We start from the raw sequence: 22,057 nt of genomic DNA on the forward strand, positions 1-22,057 counted from the left end.
GTTTTATGCTTCAAGAATTGGAATTTTGCCCTACATGAAAAAACTATTCCTACTTGCCCTGTTATCTCTGTTTATAGCCTCTTGCGGTAGTTCTAAGACGACCTCCAAAACCAAAGTTTACAAAGCTGAAAGAATCTCCAAAAATTCCAACAAAGGAAAACTGGAGAATATTGTAGATTATGCAAAAACCTTTCAAGGTACTCGCTATAAGTTTGGAGGTACAACAAAATCAGGAATGGATTGTTCAGGATTGGTCTATACTGCCTTTAAGAAAGAAAGCGTTGTATTGCCACGTGTCTCACGTGATATGGCAACCAAAGGTAAACGTATTAAATTATCACAAACTACCTTAGGTGATCTGGTGTTCTTTCAAACAAATAAAAACCGAAGAGTCATTAATCACGTAGGGCTAGTTGTCGAGACTAAAGGCGGAGATATTAGATTTATACACTCTACAACTTCCAGTGGAGTTATTATCTCTTCTCTTGAAGAACGTTATTGGAAGTCTGCTTTTATTGAAGTTCGCAGAGTTATTTAGAAAATTGCTATCTTAGGCACACTTCCCAGTTTATTTTAAACATTGTTTTAAAATACTGGGATGAAATTTATCAATTTTACAATCGTAAAATTTTCTGTTTTCCTTGCGTTGGGTATTCTTACAGCGCATTTTTTCAAAAACAATCCTATTTTCTTTTTACCTCTTGTTTTAGGCCTCTTTGTTCTTTTGTTAATCATTTGGCGGGTTGGGTTAAAGCAGTTACTGCCTTCTGCTTCTTTCGGAATTATAGCTTACCTATGCTTTTTCTGTATTGGGTATTTTAACTACCAACTGCGTCTTCCCAACTTTTGTCCAAATCACTATTCACATTGTGTGGAAGCTAGAACTCCTGTAACACTTCAGCTAAAAATAAAAGAAACTTTAAAACCAGATAATTATAATGTAAAATACATTGTTGAAACTGAAGCAGTACAAGGAATTACCACTTCCGGAAAAATGCTTCTCAATATTCAAAAAGAAGATAGCCAAAAAGAATATGCTATTGATGATGTCCTGCTGGTCTATACTTCATACATAGAAATCCCGAAGCCTTTAAATCCATATCAATTTAAATATGCCGAGTATATGGAAACACTGGGAGCCTATCATCAACTACGAATTTCAAGCCGGCATATTTTGAAAGAATCGAAAGGGACAATAACGCTTAGAGGTATTGCCGAAAAGCTTCGGAATTATTGTATCAAAAAATTACAAAATACCCTAATTGAAACACCAGAGCGCAGCATTATTCAGGCATTGGTATTAGGGCAACGAAAAGACATTAATACTAAAATCTATAATGATTATGCAGCGGCAGGAGCTATACATATTTTGGCTGTTTCGGGGCTACATGTAGGGATTCTTTTTTTACTCTTATCCGGGTTGTTGAAACCTCTGGAATACCTTCCTAAAGGAATGTTTATTAAATCCATACTCATCATATTGTTCCTTTGGTGTTTTGCTTTGATTGCCGGATTATCGCCTTCAGTAGTGCGAGCCGTGACTATGTTTTCATTTTTCTCTTTTACGTAATACAGCAACCGCACGACCAATTCTATTAATACATTATTCCTTTCATTCTTTGTTTTGCTGCTTTTTAATCCACAATGGTTATTTCATATTGGATTTCAATTAAGTTATCTGGCTGTATTGTTTATACTTTGGATACAACCAGGATTGTTTCGGCTCTATATTCCAAAAAACTTTTTCCTTAAAAAGATCTGGGGAATTGTTACTGTTACCATTGCAGCACAATTAGGTATTGTACCATTGAGTTTGTATTATTTTCATCAGTTTCCGGGCTTATTCATGGTTACCAATATTATAATCCTTCCGTTTTTGGGGATTCTTCTGGTAGGAGGAATTTTTATTATAATCTTAACTGTTCTAAATATGCTTCCCGATACTTTAGCATTGGTTTACAATTACCTTATTGAACTGCTAAATAGTTTTATAAACTGGGTTGCAAAACAAGATGATTTCTTATTTCTGGATATCCCATTTTCCAAAACAAAGGTAATAGCAAGTTATTTGGTCATTATATCTCTTGTACTTCTTTGGAAAAAGATAAACTATAACAGAGTTGTATTCAGCCTTATCAGTTTAATTTTATTCATTGGAGTTTTTATATGGAATATATATACGTTTTCAGACCATCAATTAATCATTTTCCACAAAAGCAAACACACGCTTATTGGTTATAAAAATGCAGCAGATCTATTATTGTTCCGAAGTGATTCGAGCCAGAATTATAAAAATAAATTTCCTGTCAAAGAATATCGTGTCGCACAAAACATTTCAACGTATTCCGAAGAAAAAATACCTCCTGTATTTCTATATGGCAGCAAGCAAGTTTTGATTTTGGATAGCCTGGGAATCTATCCTGAAATTTCGAACACAGATGTCGTGGTTCTTACACATAACCCAAAAGTGAATCTTGAAAGGCTTATTGACAGCCTTCAACCTAAATATATTGTGGCAGATGGGAGTAATTATATTTCTTATGTTAATCGTTGGCGTTACACCTGTAAAATAAGGAAGCTCCCTTTCCACCATACAGGCAAAAAGGGAGCTTTCATTATAGAGTAGTGAAATACTTAACTTAAAAGCTACTCTTAAAAAGTTCCTTTAAAATTATTCTGATATTCTTTCCATGCCTCAACTGTCGTTAATTTTGCATAGTCATCATTAGCGATCATTTTTAAGTAGATCTCTAATTGTTGTGGCGTTTTATACCCTGCTACTGCCTGAATTAAATCACCATTTTCCTTAAAAAAGACCAAGCTCGGATAACCTCTCAATTTTAATGCATCTGCAAAAAAGTGAGTTGCATTTCTGCCTTTTCTGCCTTCTTGATAATTGGGATTTGTATACGTGAAATCCTGATACGTGATCTCTTCTGTTCCTTCGGCGTTAAATTTCACAGCATAGTAATTCTCATTGATGAAGTCAATCACATTTTTATCACCAAATGTATTTTTATCTAACAACTTACATGGGCCACACCAAGTAGTATAAACATCCATAAAAATCTTCTTTGGTTGTTCTTTTTGAGCAACCAACGCTTCATTTAAAGTCATCCAATTGATCTTTTGGGCGGATATGGTACCAACTGCCAGTAGGGCGACAAAAAGTAATATCTTTTTCATTTGTAATGGTTTTTTTGTCAATATAGTGCAACAAAAAACGTTCCACAAATTGGGAACGTTTTTTTATATGATCTATTGTATCTACCTAACGCCGTGCATGAGCTTTTTAAGCACCGGATTCAGTAAAATTGAAAGCACTCCTACTCCTATAGGTATCAATGTGAATATTAAGAAGAACGTCCCTAATGAATATTGTTCTGAAATTTTGTCGATCATTCCTCCCATTGTTCCGGCAGCTTTTTGGCCTACGGCAATAGCCAGGTACCAAACCCCGAACATAAAACCTATCATACGTGCAGGGACCAATTTACTTAAATAGGATAACCCTACCGGAGACAGGCATAATTCACCCATAGTGTGAAGTAAATAAGCCAGAATTAAAAATATCATACTTACTGAAGCTGTTTTCGCCCCAGATGGAATATCGGATGCCCCATAAGATAATATAGCAAAACCAAGGCCCAATAGTATTAATCCCAGTCCATATTTCATTGCCGCGCTTGGGTTGTATTTACTTTCCCACCACTTTGAAAATAGCGGTGCTAAAGTGATAATGAAGAATGAATTTAAGATTCCAAACCAGGTAGCATCAATTTGGTTTCCTTCTTGCGAAAATTTGTCAATTAACCTAAAAATCACCAAAACCCACACACCAATAAATGCGATTGCTAATACAACATTGGACAATCCTATTCTGGAAAATGTCTTTTTAGATAAAAGAAATAACACCCAGGTGATTATTATGAGAGGCACAGTAGTTAATAATGCATCCACTACCTTAAATATCATTGCAGAATCTCCAACTAAATCCCTATCTGTATAATCTCTTGCGAACAAGGTCATAGATCCCAAAGATTGTTCAAAAAAAGCAAAGAAAAATACTGTAAATAAACCAAATATGGATACAGCAATAATTCTATCGCGTACTATTGGGATATATCTTGCTATTCTTGTGACCAGTAAGATCAAAAACAATACTAATGCACATAGTACAACAAAATTAGATCCGCTTAATCCTCCCACTTCAAAAGGGACCAGACTTGTTCCTTCAATTTTTTCTAAAGGATCATTAAACAAATACAATAATCCTCCCACAGATGCTAAGACAACTAAGATCTTATCGAACATTGTAAATGGATTCAGTTTCTCATTTACTTTTGCATCTTCTTGTTCAACAGGGTTTTCTTCATTTATATTTTGAGGTAACTCTACTTCATATTTTTTAGAAGGCTTCGCGCCAATGCTACCAAACAGGTTCTTTGCCAACCAAAATTGAAGCATTCCCAACATCATAAAGATTCCAGCTAATCCAAAGCCCCACGACCATCCATAATTTTCAGCCAAATAACCACAAAGCATCATTCCAAAAAAGGCTCCTGCATTTACACCCATATAGAAAATGGTATAAGCTCCATCTTTTTTGGATTCTTTGCCTTTATACATTTCGGAAATGATAGATGTAATATTAGGCTTAAAAAACCCGGTTCCTATTACCAGTAAAGCAAGACCTAAGTAAAATGACATTGTAGTCTCCAATGCCATAGAAGCATGGCCCAATGTCATAATTAAACAACCCAGGACTACTGCCATTCTATAACCGGTGATCTTATCTGCGATCCACCCTCCAATAATAGGTGTTAGATATAATAAAGACGCATAGGTACCTATCAAAGCCAAGGCATGTTCCCTAGGCCATTCCCATCCGGGATTATCACTTAAAATAGGAGCTGTTAAAAATAGCACCAAAAGAATACGCATTCCATAGAAGGAAAATCGTTCCCACATTTCGGTAAAAAATAATACGAAAAGTCCCGCAGGGTGTCCTAATACTTTGTCTTTAAATAGATTTTCAATGTCTGTGTTCATAAAAAAGAATTTAGATGATGCATATAAAAACAACAAAGCCTTATCAATTAAGAAAAGGCTTTGTTATTATATTATTTTAATTGTCTGCTAACTCGAAGCCTTCGGCTTCTTCATATTTCATATCCCTTTCATTATCTTCAGCTCCGTGAGTTAACGATTCTAATTTCTTTCTAAATACCATTACCAGAAGTCCAAAAACAACACAGAATACCGCTATACCGGTAAAGATGGTATATTCTCCAAGACTCTCAGAAGCTTCTCCCAATAATCCGGCAAGTTTATTTCCTAAACCGGTCATTGCAAAATAAACTCCCATCATTAATGAAGCATATTTTAGTGGCGCTAGTTTTGTAATATATGATAGTGCCACAGGTGAAATACATAATTCACCTACTGTATGGAACAAATACGCTAATACTAACCAATACATTGCGGAAGCACCGTCACTTTCATATTGTCCTGCGGCAGCAGTCATAAAAAAGAATCCGGCACCCATAATAATAAGACCAATGATCATTTTAAACAATGAAGTAGACATTTTCCCTTTTAATTTTCTTTTTGCCCAATATGCAGCAACTGTAGTTCCTAAAAATATAATGAACATTGCATTTAGCGATTGAAACCACGAAGCCGGAACTTCCCACCCCATTAACATTCTGTTTGTTTTTTCCGAAGCATAAATATTCATTAATCCTCCGGCTTGCTCAAAAGCTCCCCAGAAAACTATTACTAATAAAAAGGATATGAATAATACAATGACCCTGTCTTTTTCAATCTTGGTTAAAGGCTTTTTCATTGCTTCCTTTTCTATTTTATTCTCAGAAGTTCCCAAAAAATTCCCTACAAGTTTTAAATGCTTTTGGCCAATCAAATATTGAATAAGACCTAAAGCCATACCAATCCCCGCTAATCCAAAGCCATAATGCCATCCATGTACTTCGCCTACATATCCAACAATTAAACTGGATAAGAAAGCTCCAATATTGATTCCTATATAAAAAATAGTAAATCCTTTATCACGTCTTATATCACCTTGTTGATACAAACCTCCTACCATAGTAGAAATATTTGGCTTTAGCAATCCAACACCGGCAATGATCAATCCTAAACCTGAATAGAATGCCCACATCTGCTCAATAGCCAATATACTATGTCCTGCCACCAATAAGATTCCTCCAAATAAAACAGATTTTTTCTGTCCCAAAAATTTATCTGCAATCCATCCACCGGGAATTGAAGCTACATATACCAGCATGGTATACCATCCATAAAGGGCTAAAGCTTCACCATTGGTCCAACCTAAACCAGCGTTAGCATCATTAGTAGCACCCACTAAGTATAAAACCAAAATGGCTCGCATCCCATAATAAGAAAAACGTTCCCACATTTCAGTGAAAAAGAGAACATATAATCCTGCCGGATGTCCAAATAGTTGTTTTTGATTTTGGAGAGTTGTTGACATATTTTTAAGTATTAGTTAATATTTAGTTGTTGATTAGTTCTTGATCTGTATCATTTTTTCTTTAGGTTCTCCTAAAGTTTTATGAATAAACCTGGTCATTTTTTTGAATAAATGCAAGCGTGTATTTCCACCATAAATGCCATGGTTTTTATCAGGGTAGATCGCCCATTCAAAATCTTTATCGGCCTGAATTAAAGCTTCTACCAATCGGGTAGTATTCTGTACATGTACATTATCATCTGCGCTACCGTGAACTAAGAGAAAGTCTCCTTCCAATTTATTTACGTGAGAAATTGGAGAATTTTCATCATATCCGGAAGCATTTTCTTGTGGTGTCTGCATATATCTTTCGGTGTAAATAGTATCGTAGAAACGCCAGCTGGATACGGGTGCTACAGCAATTGCCATTGAGAAGGTATCTGCCCCCTGAAAGAGACTGTTAGAAGACATAAACCCGCCATAGCTCCAGCCCCAAATACCTATTCGCTCTTTATCTATATACGGTAAGTCTCCTAATTTTTTGGCTGCAGCAATTTGATCTTCTACTTCATATTTACCTAATTCTTTTTGTGTCATTTTTTTGAAATCCCGTCCTTTTAATCCGGTTCCTCTTCCATCTACACAAACTATAATATATCCCTGTTGTGCCAACATCTGATGCCAATAATCGTTTGACCCATTCCATCTATTAGCCACCTGTTGTGAGCCCGGGCCCGAATATTGGTACATGAACAAAGGGTATTTTTTATTAGGGTCAAAATCCTTTGGTTTGATCGTATACATATTCAATTCATGACCATTTATTTGAATGGTCGAAAACTCTTTTGGTGAGGTCTTATATCCGGACACCATGGTTTTAAGCGCCTTGTTGTTCTTTATTTCACGAAGTACCTTTCCGGTCTTTGCTTCATTTAAAGTAAAAACATGAGGAGTTTCCGTATCTGAGAAGGTATTGATATAATAGGTGTAATCTGCACTAAACGCAGCACTGTTGGTTCCTGTTTTATCGCTCAAACGTACTTTATTCTTTCCAGAACGTAAAACAGAATATACATCCCTGTTAATACTACCATTCTCAGTACTTTGATAATAGATACGCCCTGTATTTTGGTCAAACCCGTAGTAATTAGTGACTTCCCAGCCACCATCTGTTACTTGATTGATAAGCTTACCTGTTTTGTCATAGTGGTAAATATGATTCCACCCACTTTTTTCACTCGTCCATATAAAACTATTATCATTTAAAAAAGTGAGGTCATCTGTTACATCTACATAAGCATCATCTTTTTCCTGATGTACCAGTGTCGAGGTATTATTAGCAGCATCTACAAACACCAGGTCCAAAGTGTTCTGGTGTCGATTTGTCAATTGTGTGCTTAGTACATTTGCGTCATTGGTCCATTTAATTCGTGGGATATAATAGTTGTTATACTTAGAAAGGTCAACTTTCGAAGTTTTTCCTGTCTTAAGGTCGTACAAATGCAATGAAACCAGTGCATTTGCTTCCCCGGCTTTTGGATATTTAAACACTTGCTGTGTTTGGTATAGATCTTCTCCATAAACATCCATCGAAAACTCGGGTACATTGGTCTCATCAAAACGAATGAAAGCAATCTTATCACCTGTTTTATTCCAGTCGAAAGCTCTTACGAAAGCAAATTCTTCTTCGTAAACCCAATCTGTAATACCATTAATAATACTATTTTTCTTTCCGTCTGTAGTAATTTGTCTAACAGCCGCGGTAGAAAGGTCCTTTACATACAAGTTATTATTGTATCCATAAGCAATTTTACTTCCGTCATTATTAAAGGTAGGTTCCTGTATTTTGTCTTCTGAAACTAAGGTCAATGATTTTGACTTCAGGTCATATACATAATATGTTCCCAATGCCGAACGTCTATAAATCTGTTCAAGTTGAGTAGCAAGCAATAGCTTAGATTCGTCACTGCTAAACTCATACGAAATGATATATTCAATTCCGTCCAGATCATTAGTATTCACCAGTGTTCTTACTTTTTTACCGCTTTTATAATCAAAAACGTCTACGGTAGAAGCTTTTTGGTCACGGTCATAATTTAAAACCGAATACTCCTTCCCATTCTTTAAAGAATGCAGAACATCCAACCGTTCTGTCCGGAAAGCCCCACCCCAAATGTCTTCTAATGAAATCTCTTTTTGTTGTGCTATACTTGTAGAAATGACTGCTATAAATAGCAAAAGCACCTTAACTGGAAATAATCTTCTCAAACTGTTAAAATTTTGTTATGCCAAGTTTACTAAATTTTAACGAAAATATGGCAGTTTTTATGTTAAATACTGACCATTTGTTAGTAAATACCTACTTAAAAGGTTCAGTATAAATAGTATCTTTGTGTTTTTAATTTCAGATAGTATGCCGAAACCCATTTCAGGATTTTCAAAAAAAACGAAAGAAGAAAAAATACAGTGGTTAGCCGAAACTTATCTCGCCAATGAGCCAGCTGCAGTGGCTATCCTCAGAAAATACTGGAATAATGATATTACACTTCAGAAATTACACGACGACTTTATAGAAAATACACTTACTAATTACTATTTACCTTTTGGAATTGCTCCTAATTTTTTAATAAACAATTCGCTTTATGCACTTCCTATGGTGATAGAAGAAAGCTCTGTAGTAGCTGCTGCCAGTAATGCTGCAAAGTTCTGGTTAGAGCGCGGTGGCTTCAAGGCCAAAGTCCTTTCTACTCAAAAAAATGGACAGATTCATATTAATTTCTTCGGAAAAAGAAGCGATCTGGAACAATTTTTTTCTGAAGTAAAATCAAAACTGATAGCCAGTATTGAAACCATTCAATCTAATATGAAAAAACGCGGAGGCGGATTGATAGACATAGAGCTTATCGACGCAACCGAAACACTGGAAGGCTATTATCAACTTCATGTCACTTTTGAAACATTGGATGCTATGGGCGCCAATTTCATTAATAGTTGTCTTGAAGAAATTGCCAATACATTCGAAACCGAAACAAAACAATTTGCACCCTTTTCTGAAGACAACGTATACCCTGAAGTTGTATTGAGTATTCTTTCCAACTACGTCCCGGAATGCCTGGTGCGTGCTACTGTAAGTTGCCCGTTGGAGGAGTTGAATAACGAAACTATTGACGGAAAGACCTTTGCCGATAAGTTTGTACGTGCTGTTGCTATTGCCAAAGCTGAAGAACGTCGTGCCGTAACGCACAATAAAGGAATTATGAATGGTATTGACGCTTTGGTCCTTGCTACCGGAAATGATTTCAGGGCCGTAGAAGCCGGAGCTCATGCATATGCTGCTAAAGACGGTAATTATACCAGCCTCACACATGCAAAAGTAGAAAACGGTATTTTTACTTTTTGGATTGAAATTCCATTGGCATTAGGTACTGTAGGAGGATTAACATCTTTGCATCCTATGGTAAAACTGGCTTTTGATATACTTCAGAAACCGAATGCTTCCCAACTTATGGAAATTGTTGCTGTTGCCGGGTTGGCTCAAAATTTTGCTGCCATTCGTTCATTGATCACCACGGGTATACAAAAAGGGCACATGAAAATGCATTTAATGAATATTTTGAATCAGTTAAGTGCTTCAGAAACTGAAAAACAAAAGGCAATTACTTATTTTAAAGAAAACACTGTTTCCCACAGTGCAGTTATAGATTTTGTTGAAACCCTTCGAAATTAATTTTGAAACAGAAATTTTACAGCAACGGTAAGTTACTACTCACTGGAGAGTATTTGGTATTAGACGGTGCTATGGCATTAGCCATTCCTACTAAGTATGGTCAATCTTTAGAGGTCTCCTCTTCAGAAAAAGAAGGAATTCAATGGCAGAGTCTGGATGAAAAAGGAGCTGTCTGGTTTCATGTTCACTTCAAAAAAGACCATAATACTATTGGTAAACCGGATAGAAATGACAACATTACTGTAACACTTCTCAAAATTCTTAAAAAAGCCAAACAGCTTAACCCTTCTTTTTTAAATGAAAGTGTTGGTTGGGAAGTAGCTACCCGTCTGGATTTTTCGCAGAATTGGGGTTTAGGGACCTCTTCTACCCTAATCAACAATATTGCTCAGTGGGCACGTGTGAATGCCTTTGACCTATTACATGAGGGTTTTGGCGGAAGTGGTTATGATATTGCTGCGGCACAAAATGATACTCCTGTTTTATATCAACTTCAAAACAAAATAGCAGTAGTTGAACCTATCAGCCTTACATGGAATTTTACGTCTAGTCTGTTTTTTGTAAACCTCAACAAAAAACAGGATAGTAAAGATGGAATAGCCCGATATAAAGAAGCTTCCGTTACAAGTGGGCAAATCGATACCATCACTTCTATCAGTAATGATATATTGCAATGTAGTTCACTTTCAGTATTTGAAAAATTACTTAAAGAACACGAAGAGGTTATTTCAGGGATTATACAACTACCTACCATTAAAGAGCAGTTTTTTAACGATTACCCAAACACTATTAAAAGCCTGGGAGCCTGGGGTGGAGATTTTGTTTTGGTAACAGGGACTGAAATGGATAAAGAATACTTCAGGAAAAAAGGATTTTGTACCATCATAGATTTTGAAGAAATGCTAAAATAAAAAGCCTTGCAATTGCAAGGCTTTTTATTTTTATATACCTATTGCTAATTAATATATACTAGCTCTGTTATCTTCTATTTCGGCGGCATTCTTAAGCGCATTGTAGACACTTGTATTAATTCCCGGGATCACTTTTGCATTTAATTGATTTGCAAAAGACGCATAATTATCCAGATCCGGAGCTTTATTTACTTCCACTACACGTACTTTAAACACTCCTGTTTCACCATCTATAAGATCTGTGACCTCTCCGGCATTCTTACCAAAAGCCGCGCCTACAACTTCAGGTTCTGTTCCGGCTCCGGCAATCGTTGGATTTGCCATAGTGATTGCTGTTGCATTTTTAACTGTTTCATTTTGGCTACTTGCAATCTCCTGTAGAGTAGTACCGGTTATAGACTCACGTATTTTTTTTGCTTTTTTCTCATTGCGAAGAATAGGTGTAACTTCTGCGGAAGCTTCGGCTACACTTAAAAGGCCTTTAGGAGTTTTACGTGTAAGCTGAACGATTACATATCCTTGTGGAACGTTAAACCTCTTTACATCACCAACATTTGTATCTTCATTGAATGCCCATGTAACAATGGAACGGTTGCTTCCTAGTCCCGGAATATTAGAATCCAGTTCTCCAATCTTATTTACAGGTTTCACGGCAGCCTCTTGTTCGTTAGCAATTTCAGTGAAATCTCTATCCTGAGCAGCGACCTCATAACTTGTTGCTTTAGAGAAGATATCGTTGATGGTATTTTCAGAAGGTTCAACTTCTTTAGTTACCGTAGCTGTTTTGACTACTTTTTGGAAATTTTTCTGTTCTTCGATCTCAATAATATGGTATCCAAATTGAGTTTTTACTACTCCAATATCTCCTTCATTATTTTCAAAAGTGAAATCTCTGAACTCATCCACCATTGCGGTATATACAAAGTTTTCGTAAAGTCCTCCTTTTTCAACACTTCCCTTATCCGATGAAAAAGCAGTAACCAGTTCTTCAAATTTTGAGCGATCTGCTTTTACGACTCTCATAATACTGTCTGCAGTTGCTTTCGCCTCTTCGTCAGTCCTTGTTTTATTATCGGTTGGGTTCAATCCGGAAGGAATTAGTATGTGTCTTGCCGAAACGGTATCCGGTAATTGGCGTACTCCAATTAACTTTGTAAGGCTAAGTGTATTATTAATTTCATAAGGGCCGTAGACATCATCTATGCTCATAGCAAAGACCGTATCTCTTATAAGTTCCGGAAGTTCTCTTTTAAAATACCAGGAATCTGAATAAGTGTTGTCTGAATTTGCATTTACAAATTCTTCATAATCATTCGTTCTTGCTAAACCTGGGATCGTATCGTTTGCTTTTGTGACCGTATTATATTCCACTTTGTCTTCTAACAACAAAGCAACTTCGGCTTTTGCAGCATCAATATCTTCTTGAGAAGGCTCTTCTACATAAGAAACATATTGAATATCTACCATTGGGTCTACTTCAAAATCTTTTGGATGTGATTTGATATATGTTGCAATCTCATCATCACTTACAGCAACATCTTCATCCGGTATTTTGGTATAAGGAACTTGTACAAATTCAATATTAATTTTATCATTTTCAAAACGGTATTCCTTTTCACCTTCGGCCAAAGTAGCGATCATACCACCTTTTACCATATTCAGGTACGTATTTTCAAGTGCCGTTATCTTAGTATTTTTCACATACTCCAACCATTGATCATAAGCCGGTGGGTTATTTGCTTTTACATCTGCAACATATTCCAACATTTTAGCTTCGCTGAACAATCCGGATTCATCCTGAAAAACAGGATTTGAAGCAAGATAGGTGCTTAGTGCCTTATTGGTCAATTCTGTTTCAGCTATGAGTCCGATCTCTTCATATTGTTCCTGCATTAAAACGCGGCGTAATTCACGTTCCCATACAATATTCATTGCCTGGCCTGAAGGAGCATTAGGTCCTAAGCTACGTTGTGCTGTTTCTACCTGCTCCATAAATTCCTGTCGGGGAATATCCACTCCATTTACGGTAGCCACTGTAGTTTGTCCTTTATCTGTTGAAAAACCTCCATTTCGTATCACATCTGCTAGCACAAATGAGAATAACGCCATTGCTATAATAACTATAAGGAATACACCTCTTTTTCTAATACTGTTTAAAACTGCCATCTGTCAATCAAATTTATAGGGGGCGAAAATACCATTTTCCCATCATTTATAAAAGGTTCCTTTTGAAAAAAAGTGAAGAAATCCATAAAAACTAGTCTTCAGGAGTACGTTTAAGTGTAACCAACTCGATTTTGGTATTAGATACTTCCAGGATTTCGATAGTATAGTCTTCAATTTCAACGGTTTCGTCTTGCTGCGGAATATCTTCAGTAAAGTTAACGATCATCCCTCCCAGTGTTTCGTAATTCTCACTTTCGGGTAAATTGAGCTTATACGTTTCGTTTAAATAATCAACCTCCAGTCTGGCAGAAAATTTATAGTGATTCTCCTGCAATTTTTCTTCGGTTAATTCTACAGAATCATGTTCATCTTCGATCTCGCCAAACAGTTCTTCTATAATATCCTCTACCGTCATGATACCAGATGTCCCTCCGTATTCATCTATAACCACAGCAATACTCTTGTGTTTTTTACTTAATATGTTCAATACATCTTTAGCCAACATGGTTTCCGGTACAAAAACTACCGGCATCAAAACTTTTTTAAGATTTGACGGCTTTTTAAACAGTTCAAAAGAATGTACATATCCTAAGATATCGTCAATGTTTTCCTTATAGATCAAAATTTTGGAGAGTCCGGTTTCGGTAAATATGGTACTTATTTCTTTTGGAGTTGTATCAATATCGACAGCAACAACTTCAGTTCTGGGAATCATTACTTCACGGGATTTCACTTCCGAAAAATCCAATGCGTTTTGAAATATCTGTATTTCAGTATCTATTTCCTGAGAAGCTTCAGAGGTTTCTATTTGTTCGCTGATATAATTCCCCAGTTCTATTTTACTAAAACTTAGCTGTACCGTATCGCCTTCAGTTTTAAAGAACACTTTGAGTACCATATCGGATATCCAAATAACAAATTCAGATATCACAGAAAACAATACATAGAATATATAGGCAGGGACAGCAAATATTTTTACAAGTCTGTTGGCATAAATTTGAAAAAACACCTTAGGCAAGAACTCTGCTGTCATTAAAATGACCAGTGTTGAGATAATCGTTTGCACCAAAAGCCCCGAAAATCCTTCCAGTGGAATATACTGCATGAGCAGGTCGCCCATATAAAAACCATAAACAACCAATGCTATATTATTGCCAACAAGCATGGTAGCAATAAATTTGGAAGGTCGTTTTGTTATTTTTTTCAGGACTCCTGCCAGAAAGTTGTTTTGCTTTTTTTCAATTTCAATATGAATCTTATTGGAAGATACATAAGCAATCTCCATCCCCGAAAAAAATGCGGAGAGGATCAACATAATAACAATAATAAGAAGGTATTCCATTAACGTTTCCGGTTGCGTTCTTCCATTTTCTTCCTAAACCTGCGTTTAAAGAAAAACATAAAGATAGCAACTACGATAAAGAAAATAAACAAATAAGCCCGGTTTCTATTGTCGTTCCAGTTCACATAAGCCACATAAGCAGCAAAAATGGCCATTACTATATAAGCGTATTCAAAAAGTCTGTAAATTTTAGTTCCCATCGGTCTTGTTTTGATCTATAATTTGAACTCCCTGGTTTTTTCGGGATAAAAAGTTAGTAAAATCTTCACTGGAATCAAACCGTGCCCCATCATTATAAGAGCCATCTTTAAATTTAATTTGATACGGTTGATCTGTAAAAACTCTTTTTGCTTTCTGATCCCAATATAATTGTTCGGCCTTTAACACTAGGCTGTCACTTGTTACCAGAACCACATTATTCCGCAAATCTACAATATTGGTTTGATCATACCGAATCGCATAATCTGAAGTTACTGTACTTTTTTCATTCTTTTCATTCCAGAAGAGTACTTCAATACCTTCCGGAAACTCCTGGTAAGGAAACTTAAAGTTTGAATAGTCGTGTAATAGAGGTGCAATTAGGTTGGTCACCACCCTTCCGGAATCTGTATATTTTAAGTTGATGTTCTTCCCTTCGGCAATAGGCGCTCCATCAGTCAAGTTAAGCTGTTGAATATTCTTGTAATTTCCTTCACATGCAAAAAGCGTGACGGTACATAGCAGTACTATCACGCTTTTAAACATATGTTTAGTGTTTTTCATTTCATGCCGGGATTAACCCGGGTATCTTATAGATTAGGCACTCTCACACTACCGCCAACCCAACAGTTAAAGCTTACGGTCTTTCCGGCCATTCCTTCAGAAAAGATATCACTTTTAGAAGGAGCACGTTGTCTGTAACTACTTGCTGCAGCTCTTGCATTTGAAGCAATAGAGGCATCTAAACGTGCTGCTTTATCTGCATATTCTGCTGCTTTCCAGTTTACAGCTCTTTTCTCAAAGACCGAACTTCCACAACTGTTAGAACTTTTAGCGATCATTTGAGCGATCTTCAGGTATGCAATTCCTGCAGATGGTTTTGCAGCCAACATTTTATTGTAATAGGACCTCGCCTGTCCATAGCTTCCTTTCTTACGGAAGTTTTCAGCAATGCTATAATATACTTTCGCCTTATCGCTTGCATTCGTTTCCAATTCTGCCGCTTGATTAAAATACTCTAAAGCTGTACTTCCCTTACCATCTTTTTCAGCTAATTTCCCTAAATAATAAGCCGATTTTGCTGAAGGCTCCAGAGAATGTAACTGCTGTACTAATTTAAAGAACAACGGATCGTCACAATCTTTAGCATTTAAACGCCCGGCAGCACGTCTAATCCAGGTGATGTCACCTTTATTACTTTCAAAATCTTTATTATATAATGGTATCAGGTTTTCACAATCTGCAATGGTACCCAACTTCCCATCAACACTTCCTTTTACCTGTCCGTAAGCAACAAGGTTTTTTTCGTATACTTTAACGCGCTTAGCTTCTTTTGAAGAAAGAGCTGAACCTGATTCTTGCTTATTGATCAATTGTGTAAGTTTTGAAGCTAAGTTGCTTTCTTCACTTTCAATTTTAGCATAGACAATGTCATATAGATCGAATACATCCTGAAGATCCTTTTCTCCTGATTCGTAGAGGTCTTTAGCTAATGAGAAATACGTATACAAACTTTTAGGGCTGGTAAAGTTTTTTGCGTCCTTTTTATAGGCCAGATCAAAAGCATTGAACTTTTCCATTTTAGATCCTATATCATTATCATATTTTACCTGAGCAATTTTAGATAATATCTCACCTTCTTTCGTTTTAGCAGGGAAGTTTTGTAATCTTAAGTTATATACCTCAATTAGATTGGTAATTTTACTTTTATCTCCCTCTTTTATAAAATGCTTAAACATTCTTTCTGCAAGTTGATAGGTAGCTAAGCTAAACTTCGGGCATTCTTTTATTACTTTTTCGTAGTGAGGTAATGCTCCATCATAATTCTTTGCTTTGGCCGGTTCGGCAAAAAGCGACATGGTTACATTGCAATCATTAGGAGCCTGAGCGAAAACCGATCCCCCAAAAGTTAGCGATAACGTTGCTAAAAATAAAATTGCTTTCGTTTTCATAATGTTGGTATTTATTGTATTAATCATAATATCTTTTTTCAAACCATCTGTCATTAAGTGACAGACTTAAAATTGTGTTGAAGAAGTTTTCCTGTATGAGTCCAAAACCCTTCGTTCCGCGTCTTCCAATTTCAAAACCAAGGTTCACATTAGAGAATAATCTTCCAACTGGTAACCCAACTCCAAAAGATATGCCAAACTCATTTATATCCTGACCGTTTACATTGACCCCGGTTTCTTCAAAACGGAATCCTGCACGATAAACTACTCTGTTCCAGTAATTTCCTAACGAATTATAGTTAGGTATATAAAAACCTCCTATACGATACTTTGAAGCATCTGTAAAAACTACATTTTCAATATCAAAGGTACGATTCGTAAAATTACTCGTTTTTTGGTTAGTATATTCCAGGCCCACAAACCAGTTTTTGGATGCCCCGAGACCGGCTCCTATGGTATATTGAGACGGAAAAGTAAAATCTGTGTCTGCAACGTCAACCTCTTCTTCTTCAACAATACCCAATGATCCCGTACTTGTTATCAATACCGAAGCAATTTGTCTGGTATTTTCTGAAGTGAAATTAGTTTCAGGTGTATAAGTAATTGAAGTATAGAACTCCAGATTTTCAGAAACCATTGTTTTGTAAGAAGCTCCAAAATTGTAGCTGAACCCTAACAGGTCAGATTTATTGATCTCTCGTGTTGCATATTGAACTCCCGTATCATTAAGTGTGGTATTTTCAATGTTCCCAAAGTTATAATTTACCTCAGCACCAATATTTAGGTTTGGTGTAATTTTATAGCCTAATGTGAAGAATGCTTTATTCAATCCTCCGGAACCTGTATAATCTGTAGTGGTTTCCCCGTTGATAGTCCGTAAACTATAACCAACTGATGTATATGGTATCAGTCCAAAGCTTGTCGCAAATTTTCCCATAGGAATTCCTACTGCCAGATAATCCAGAGAAGTGGTAGATGCATTTCTCTTTTCATCGGCGGTATTTTGGTTTGCGTAGCTGTGGCTTGCCCCTAGCGAGTAATTCACCAGACGTAAATCTGCTATTCCCGCAGGGTTTTGAATATTTAAATGGATACTATCCAAGTAGGTGCTTATTCCACCCATGGAACGGCTTTCTGCAGTACCTTTAAATTTTAATGTCCCAATACCATAAAAAGAATACGGTGATGTTGTTCCATCCTGAGCTAATGTAGCTCCTGTTATAAGTATAAAAACTGCAATGATTATTCGCTTCAACATTAATCCTTATTAAGTTCTAAAATGTAATTTAAGCCCTCCAATAAAAAATTTGAGTTGGCAAAGATGTCATTTTTTAAGCTATCTCGCAAAAAATGAGCGTCTCCTCCTGTTAAAATAATTGTTAAATCTGCATATTTTTCAGAATATGTGTCGATAAAACCATCTATTTCATACAAAAGCCCAAATACAACTCCGGAGTGCATAGAAGTTGCTGTAGTATCACCCAACAGTTTTTTGGGAGTATCCGCATCCAATAACGGTAGTTTTTCCGTAAACGTATGCATAGCATTATAACGCATCACTATTCCCGGTGAAATAGCGCCTCCCAGGTATTCATTTTTTTCTGAAAGAAAATCGTAAGTAATGCAACTCCCGGCATCAATTACCAACACATTTTGCCCCGGATACTGTTTGGCTGCGGCACTTACCAGAGCCATACGGTCCACACCCAATGTTTTAGGAGTACCGTAAAGATTAGTAAAAGGGAGTTTTGTTGTATGAGAAAGTTCAAAAACTGAAAATTGCTGTTGTAGTTTTTGCAGATGCAATGCTGTTAACTTACCTACCGAAGAAACCATACAATGTGTAATATCCGGAAAGTGTTCCGAAACCTCTGCGAGGGTATCCAAAAAGTCCTCATTTAAACACTTTTTTTTAAGCTCCAGTACTTTATTATTAAAGACAGCAAGCTTTAGTAAAGTATTCCCTACATCTATTACTAAATTCATTGAGTTGTTTGTGGCGTTAAAAATACAATTTGAAATGAGACGGGATTGTTAATTGTCTATTAAATTGAAAATGAATTGTAAATTATTTTTTTCAATTTATGTTTTGCAATAGGTAAAATAGATTTATATTTGCACCCTCCTACGCACTACCTGTGTAGTGCTTCGGAGGGCACAGCCCTTAAAAGCTGTAAGGTACCTTAGCTCAGTTGGTAGAGCAACGGACTGAAAATCCGTGTGTCCCTGGTTCGATTCCTGGAGGTACCACATCACTCACAAACCCCGAAACAAATGTTTCGGGGTTTTTTTGATTTATAGAAATAATATATTTAAGTAAAGGCCTGAGCATTAAAATGATTTGCTAAAATAACTAACACTCTTATTCTACAGTTTCAATTTCCTTTTTCTAAACAAAACAACAGACAACCAAATAAAGACAGCTAAAGTTATGACCCCTAAAAAAGGCCCTAAATCAATTAAACCTACATCTTCTGGTGGGTTAGGAAAAGCTATCAAATTTATCACCAATAAACCAGATGAAAGCAAGCAGGTTATTCCTCCTAATATTTTTCTGGATATAGAATATCTCCCGATATTAACTCCAAATAAGAACCACGAAATGGTTATAAAAATATCAAAGGCTATATCCATACCCAATTGAACTCGATTCGCACCATAAAATGTTGAAATAAGTAAAGATTTTGCTTCTTTAGTTTTGGCGGAAACCATTTCTGCATCATGCCAAATAAAATTTGATTGCTGCACCACAATAAAAATTAAAGCAATTGCCGCTCCGATAATACCGAATACATATGCTATTTCAAGTGATGGTGTATGAAATTCATTTCTTAAAAAATTATAGAGTCCCATAGTAGCAATAATTAATAGTAAAGGAAAAGCAAAGCCTAAGATTCGACTGACAACGTCAGGAAGAAATGACAATACAGCAGCACCATAATAACAGAAGACTGATAGTATACCTGAAATCGCTGCAATGCTTTCTAATTTACAAAAGTTACTTTTTTCTTGTGTCATAATACTAGTTTTATTTACTGGAAAAATTGTTGCTATTCGGATTCTCTCTTCGTTTAGATGTTAATGGAGCTGTCGGCACTTCTATTACACTTTTTTTATTAGTCAAGGCTGCATCCTCAATTTCAATTAATTTCTTTTTCAATTTTGAACTCTCGGGACACTGTAAGTGTTGTTGAATTATTTTACACAAAATGAGCAAATAAACTCTAGCTCCAATATTATCTACTTTTTATTTTTTGAGTGTTAAATTTTACTCAACAAATGAATTAAAAACCAATATTAAATTTGCTCTTTTGGTTTGCTTTGTGGGGAAAATGTAAATTTTAGGTGTGAATTTACAAGAGTTTTATAATGCGGTCAGCATATTTTGATGATACTGGGATTTCATCTTGGTACTTATTTAACTCTAGTATAATAATTCTGCTCGTTTTCTTTTTTAATTTAAAGTATTCTATATTGATAAGATAACTTCTATGACACCGATAGATAGGAGTTAGGGAATTTACAATTTGATTTTCAATATTTTTTAAGCTTGATCTAAATACTATCTTTTCTCGAATTCTTTTTTTGACAATATGAATGTCAACATAATTGTTATCACTCACAATGTATAGGATCTCTTTAGGGTTTAAACTTATAGTCTGCTCATTTGGTGATGAGATATTAAAATTTTGATTGGAAGACAAAAACGAAAGTTGTTTACGGTTGAGATAGTTGGAAATTCCCAAAACAAAAAAAGAGACAATAGTTACAAGCCCTAAAACTCTACCAAAAAAAATTACAAATTCTTGAAGGTTAAAATCTATAAACCCTCCTAAATAGCTTTTATATATAAACATGGTTCCACTTACAAAAAGTGCCACCCATATATACCACATAATAGCTTTAGCCAAGGTCCATTTTTGGAAAAGTTTAGGCAGTAAACCAGGAATAATAAATTCCATTAAACAAATAGATATGAAAAAAACTAAGCCTATACTGCTCAACAAAACATAATAGAGTATTCCAACCGTATTGTTTTGAATATTGTAGGGCTTGAATACAAAAATAAAAAGAGTACATCCAAAGGCTATTAAAAATATTTTTAGAATATTTCTAAAAGATTTCTTTGGTCTTGGAAATGGAACAGATAAAATTGACATTTTTTAAAAAAGCAATTTATAGCAAATGAAAAAACTTTCAAACAAAACAGCAATAATTCAGCTAAACATTATTTGGACATATCACACTGTGGAGATTAATGCTTAATAGAGTATCAATTAATAACCTATAATAGGCAATTATGAACCTACCTAAAATCTGGATCATGATTCTTAATCTTTCAGTAAATCTGACGATTTAATAACATTATAAAACTGAGATTCATTTGCAAATTGATTTAAGAGTTTAGAATGTCCGGATCCATAAATAACTAAAATCCGATCATTTGGCGATTCAGTTATCCTAATGATATTAACCAATATTTTCATATTTCTACCGTACCACCAAGAGAGATAATTTGCACCTACATATTTGTCTTCCCACCCAATTCTCATAATTGTGTAATACCCAAGATGACTTTTTTCAATATTTTGTTTATCATTCAATTTTCTTATTCTATCAATAATACTTAATTCGAGTAATTTTTTATTGGCTTCTTTGTGTTTTTTACCTGCTGATTTTTTCCATTGTTTTACATATTCGTCTAATTCTGGGATTGTTTTAGCAAAGTTTTCATACCAATACAATTTGTCCTCAGGAAAGATTCCCCAATCTACAGGATAAATTTTATCATGACCTAATTGTTTTGCCAGTCTAAAACCGATTTGATGTACTTCATTTCTCGTAAGCTCAAAATTACCTTTTAAATATTTATGGTATCTATCCATCACTATTGAAGAATCTGCTATATCTCTCTCTACAACTATTTTTGTTGGGTTAAATTCTTTCAGCTTATCAAGCAGAACCTGTACCTCTTTTTGCCTTTCAGATGATAATATATCATCATAACTTCCTTTAAATACATTGTTTCCCTGACTCCCCATATGATAAGTCCCAATAAAAGCAATGGTTGGTTTGTTCTTCGCGTTTTGGTCAACTATTCCAACTTGACTATGAATAATACTGTATACTAAACACTGTACTGCAACACTTAAAATTAATTTACATCTCATAATAATTATTTTTTATGGTTGTTAATCAATAGACAATATTAATTTATTAGTGTTACAGTAAATCTCACTATTTAGGTTTTAAGAAAGTTCCAAAATG

General features: G+C 35.4%; 18 protein-coding genes, 1 tRNA gene and 1 pseudogene. 6 read left to right on the forward strand and 14 right to left on the reverse strand.

The features are described 5' to 3' along the window. The first annotated feature begins 34 nt into the window (after positions 1-34). From ACY2RT_RS13800 to ACY2RT_RS13810, 3 genes and pseudogenes are all read left to right on the forward strand, one after another. Entirely contained in the window at positions 35-538 is a 504-nt protein-coding gene (locus tag ACY2RT_RS13800) for a C40 family peptidase (RefSeq protein ID WP_490156511.1), read from the forward strand. Positions 539-598: 60 nt separating this feature from the next. Continuing rightward, positions 599-2,089: pseudogene (locus ACY2RT_RS13805) on the forward strand (ComEC/Rec2 family competence protein); the annotation flags it as partial. Beyond that, positions 2,069-2,626 (forward strand): hypothetical protein, encoded by a 558-nt coding sequence (locus tag ACY2RT_RS13810; RefSeq protein ID WP_490156621.1) that lies wholly within the window; start codon positions 2,069-2,071, stop codon positions 2,624-2,626. The pseudogene ACY2RT_RS13805 and the gene ACY2RT_RS13810, both read left to right, overlap by 21 nt. A 26-nt stretch (positions 2,627-2,652) precedes the next feature. On the opposite strand, the gene ACY2RT_RS13815 is transcribed toward ACY2RT_RS13810, so the two are convergent. The 4 genes from ACY2RT_RS13815 to ACY2RT_RS13830 form a co-directional block, all read right to left on the reverse strand. Further along, the gene (locus ACY2RT_RS13815) at positions 2,653-3,186 is read right to left on the reverse strand and encodes a thioredoxin family protein (protein ID WP_490156512.1); all 534 of its coding nucleotides are present in this window, start codon (positions 3,184-3,186) and stop codon (positions 2,653-2,655) included. Positions 3,187-3,267: 81 nt separating this feature from the next. After that, a complete protein-coding gene (locus ACY2RT_RS13820; protein ID WP_490156513.1) occupies positions 3,268-5,052 on the reverse strand; it encodes a peptide MFS transporter in 1,785 nt (594 codons plus the stop codon). Positions 5,053-5,128: 76 nt separating this feature from the next. Next, on the reverse strand, positions 5,129-6,514 hold the full coding sequence (locus tag ACY2RT_RS13825) for a peptide MFS transporter (protein WP_490156514.1): 1,386 nt from the start codon (positions 6,512-6,514) through the stop codon (positions 5,129-5,131). Positions 6,515-6,547: 33 nt separating this feature from the next. Continuing rightward, positions 6,548-8,761, reverse strand: a complete 2,214-nt coding sequence (locus ACY2RT_RS13830; protein ID WP_490156515.1) for a S9 family peptidase — start codon at positions 8,759-8,761, stop codon at positions 6,548-6,550. A 145-nt stretch (positions 8,762-8,906) separates the two neighbouring features. Between ACY2RT_RS13830 and ACY2RT_RS13835 the strand changes: the two genes are divergently transcribed. Both ACY2RT_RS13835 and ACY2RT_RS13840 read left to right on the forward strand, forming a co-directional pair. Further along, the gene (locus ACY2RT_RS13835) at positions 8,907-10,220 is read left to right on the forward strand and encodes a hydroxymethylglutaryl-CoA reductase, degradative (RefSeq protein ID WP_490156516.1); all 1,314 of its coding nucleotides are present in this window, start codon (positions 8,907-8,909) and stop codon (positions 10,218-10,220) included. Between the two features lie 2 nt (positions 10,221-10,222). Next, on the forward strand, positions 10,223-11,131 hold the full coding sequence (locus ACY2RT_RS13840; protein ID WP_490156517.1) for a GYDIA family GHMP kinase: 909 nt from the start codon (positions 10,223-10,225) through the stop codon (positions 11,129-11,131). A gap of 48 nt (positions 11,132-11,179) precedes the next feature. Here ACY2RT_RS13840 and ACY2RT_RS13845 read toward each other — a convergent pair whose 3' ends face one another. From ACY2RT_RS13845 to ACY2RT_RS13875, 7 genes are all read right to left on the reverse strand, one after another. After that, on the reverse strand, positions 11,180-13,297 hold the full coding sequence (locus ACY2RT_RS13845; protein WP_490156518.1) for a peptidylprolyl isomerase: 2,118 nt from the start codon (positions 13,295-13,297) through the stop codon (positions 11,180-11,182). Between the two features lie 91 nt (positions 13,298-13,388). Beyond that, a complete protein-coding gene (locus tag ACY2RT_RS13850; protein WP_490156519.1) occupies positions 13,389-14,639 on the reverse strand; it encodes a hemolysin family protein in 1,251 nt (416 codons plus the stop codon). Beyond that, positions 14,639-14,839, reverse strand: a complete 201-nt coding sequence (locus tag ACY2RT_RS13855) for a hypothetical protein (RefSeq protein WP_490156520.1) — start codon at positions 14,837-14,839, stop codon at positions 14,639-14,641. Before ACY2RT_RS13855 ends, ACY2RT_RS13850 begins: the two co-directional genes overlap by 1 nt. After that, entirely contained in the window at positions 14,829-15,401 is a 573-nt protein-coding gene (lptC, locus tag ACY2RT_RS13860) for an LPS export ABC transporter periplasmic protein LptC (RefSeq protein ID WP_490156521.1), read from the reverse strand. The genes ACY2RT_RS13855 and lptC overlap by 11 nt, the downstream gene beginning before the upstream one ends. Positions 15,402-15,427: 26 nt before the next feature. Next, complete coding sequence (locus ACY2RT_RS13865) at positions 15,428-16,789, reverse strand: tetratricopeptide repeat protein (protein ID WP_490156522.1); 1,362 nt, start codon at positions 16,787-16,789, stop codon at positions 15,428-15,430. Between the two features lie 19 nt (positions 16,790-16,808). Continuing rightward, positions 16,809-18,047 (reverse strand): BamG family beta-barrel-assembly machinery protein, encoded by a 1,239-nt coding sequence (bamG, locus tag ACY2RT_RS13870; protein ID WP_490156523.1) that lies wholly within the window; start codon positions 18,045-18,047, stop codon positions 16,809-16,811. After that, complete coding sequence (locus tag ACY2RT_RS13875; RefSeq protein WP_490156524.1) at positions 18,047-18,775, reverse strand: type III pantothenate kinase; 729 nt, start codon at positions 18,773-18,775, stop codon at positions 18,047-18,049. Before ACY2RT_RS13875 ends, bamG begins: the two co-directional genes overlap by 1 nt. Positions 18,776-18,966: 191 nt before the next feature. Between ACY2RT_RS13875 and ACY2RT_RS13880 the strand changes: the two genes are divergently transcribed. Further along, positions 18,967-19,039 (forward strand) — tRNA-Phe (locus tag ACY2RT_RS13880). A gap of 117 nt (positions 19,040-19,156) precedes the next feature. Here the strand turns inward: ACY2RT_RS13880 and ACY2RT_RS13885 are convergent. The 3 genes from ACY2RT_RS13885 to ACY2RT_RS13895 form a co-directional block, all read right to left on the reverse strand. Next, complete coding sequence (locus ACY2RT_RS13885) at positions 19,157-19,807, reverse strand: hypothetical protein (protein WP_490156525.1); 651 nt, start codon at positions 19,805-19,807, stop codon at positions 19,157-19,159. Positions 19,808-20,142: 335 nt separating this feature from the next. Next, positions 20,143-20,949 (reverse strand): LytR/AlgR family response regulator transcription factor, encoded by an 807-nt coding sequence (locus ACY2RT_RS13890; protein ID WP_490156526.1) that lies wholly within the window; start codon positions 20,947-20,949, stop codon positions 20,143-20,145. 171 nt (positions 20,950-21,120) lie between these two features. Then, positions 21,121-21,960 (reverse strand): DUF5694 domain-containing protein, encoded by an 840-nt coding sequence (locus ACY2RT_RS13895; RefSeq protein ID WP_490156527.1) that lies wholly within the window; start codon positions 21,958-21,960, stop codon positions 21,121-21,123. Between the last annotated feature and the right edge of the window lie 97 nt (positions 21,961-22,057).

It is taken from the genome of Ulvibacter sp. 2210JD10-4 (genome assembly GCF_058148525.1).

Excerpts from the sequence above, each read along its gene's own strand:
- ACY2RT_RS13800 (WP_490156511.1), top strand. The coding sequence starts at position 35 with ATGAAAAAACTATTCCTACTTGCCCTGTTATCTCTGTTTATAGCCTCT.
- ACY2RT_RS13815 (WP_490156512.1), bottom strand. The coding sequence starts at position 3,186 with ATGAAAAAGATATTACTTTTTGTCGCCCTACTGGCAGTTGGTACCATA.
- ACY2RT_RS13820 (WP_490156513.1), bottom strand. The coding sequence starts at position 5,052 with ATGAACACAGACATTGAAAATCTATTTAAAGACAAAGTATTAGGACAC.
- ACY2RT_RS13825 (WP_490156514.1), bottom strand. The coding sequence starts at position 6,514 with ATGTCAACAACTCTCCAAAATCAAAAACAACTATTTGGACATCCGGCA.
- ACY2RT_RS13835 (WP_490156516.1), top strand. The coding sequence starts at position 8,907 with ATGCCGAAACCCATTTCAGGATTTTCAAAAAAAACGAAAGAAGAAAAA.
- ACY2RT_RS13845 (WP_490156518.1), bottom strand. The coding sequence starts at position 13,297 with ATGGCAGTTTTAAACAGTATTAGAAAAAGAGGTGTATTCCTTATAGTT.
- ACY2RT_RS13850 (WP_490156519.1), bottom strand. The coding sequence starts at position 14,639 with ATGGAATACCTTCTTATTATTGTTATTATGTTGATCCTCTCCGCATTT.
- ACY2RT_RS13855 (WP_490156520.1), bottom strand. The coding sequence starts at position 14,839 with ATGGGAACTAAAATTTACAGACTTTTTGAATACGCTTATATAGTAATG.
- lptC (WP_490156521.1), bottom strand. The coding sequence starts at position 15,401 with ATGAAAAACACTAAACATATGTTTAAAAGCGTGATAGTACTGCTATGT.
- ACY2RT_RS13865 (WP_490156522.1), bottom strand. The coding sequence starts at position 16,789 with ATGAAAACGAAAGCAATTTTATTTTTAGCAACGTTATCGCTAACTTTT.
- bamG (WP_490156523.1), bottom strand. The coding sequence starts at position 18,047 with ATGTTGAAGCGAATAATCATTGCAGTTTTTATACTTATAACAGGAGCT.
- ACY2RT_RS13875 (WP_490156524.1), bottom strand. The coding sequence starts at position 18,775 with ATGAATTTAGTAATAGATGTAGGGAATACTTTACTAAAGCTTGCTGTC.
- ACY2RT_RS13885 (WP_490156525.1), bottom strand. The coding sequence starts at position 19,807 with ATGACACAAGAAAAAAGTAACTTTTGTAAATTAGAAAGCATTGCAGCG.
- ACY2RT_RS13890 (WP_490156526.1), bottom strand. The coding sequence starts at position 20,949 with ATGTCAATTTTATCTGTTCCATTTCCAAGACCAAAGAAATCTTTTAGA.
- ACY2RT_RS13895 (WP_490156527.1), bottom strand. The coding sequence starts at position 21,960 with ATGAGATGTAAATTAATTTTAAGTGTTGCAGTACAGTGTTTAGTATAC.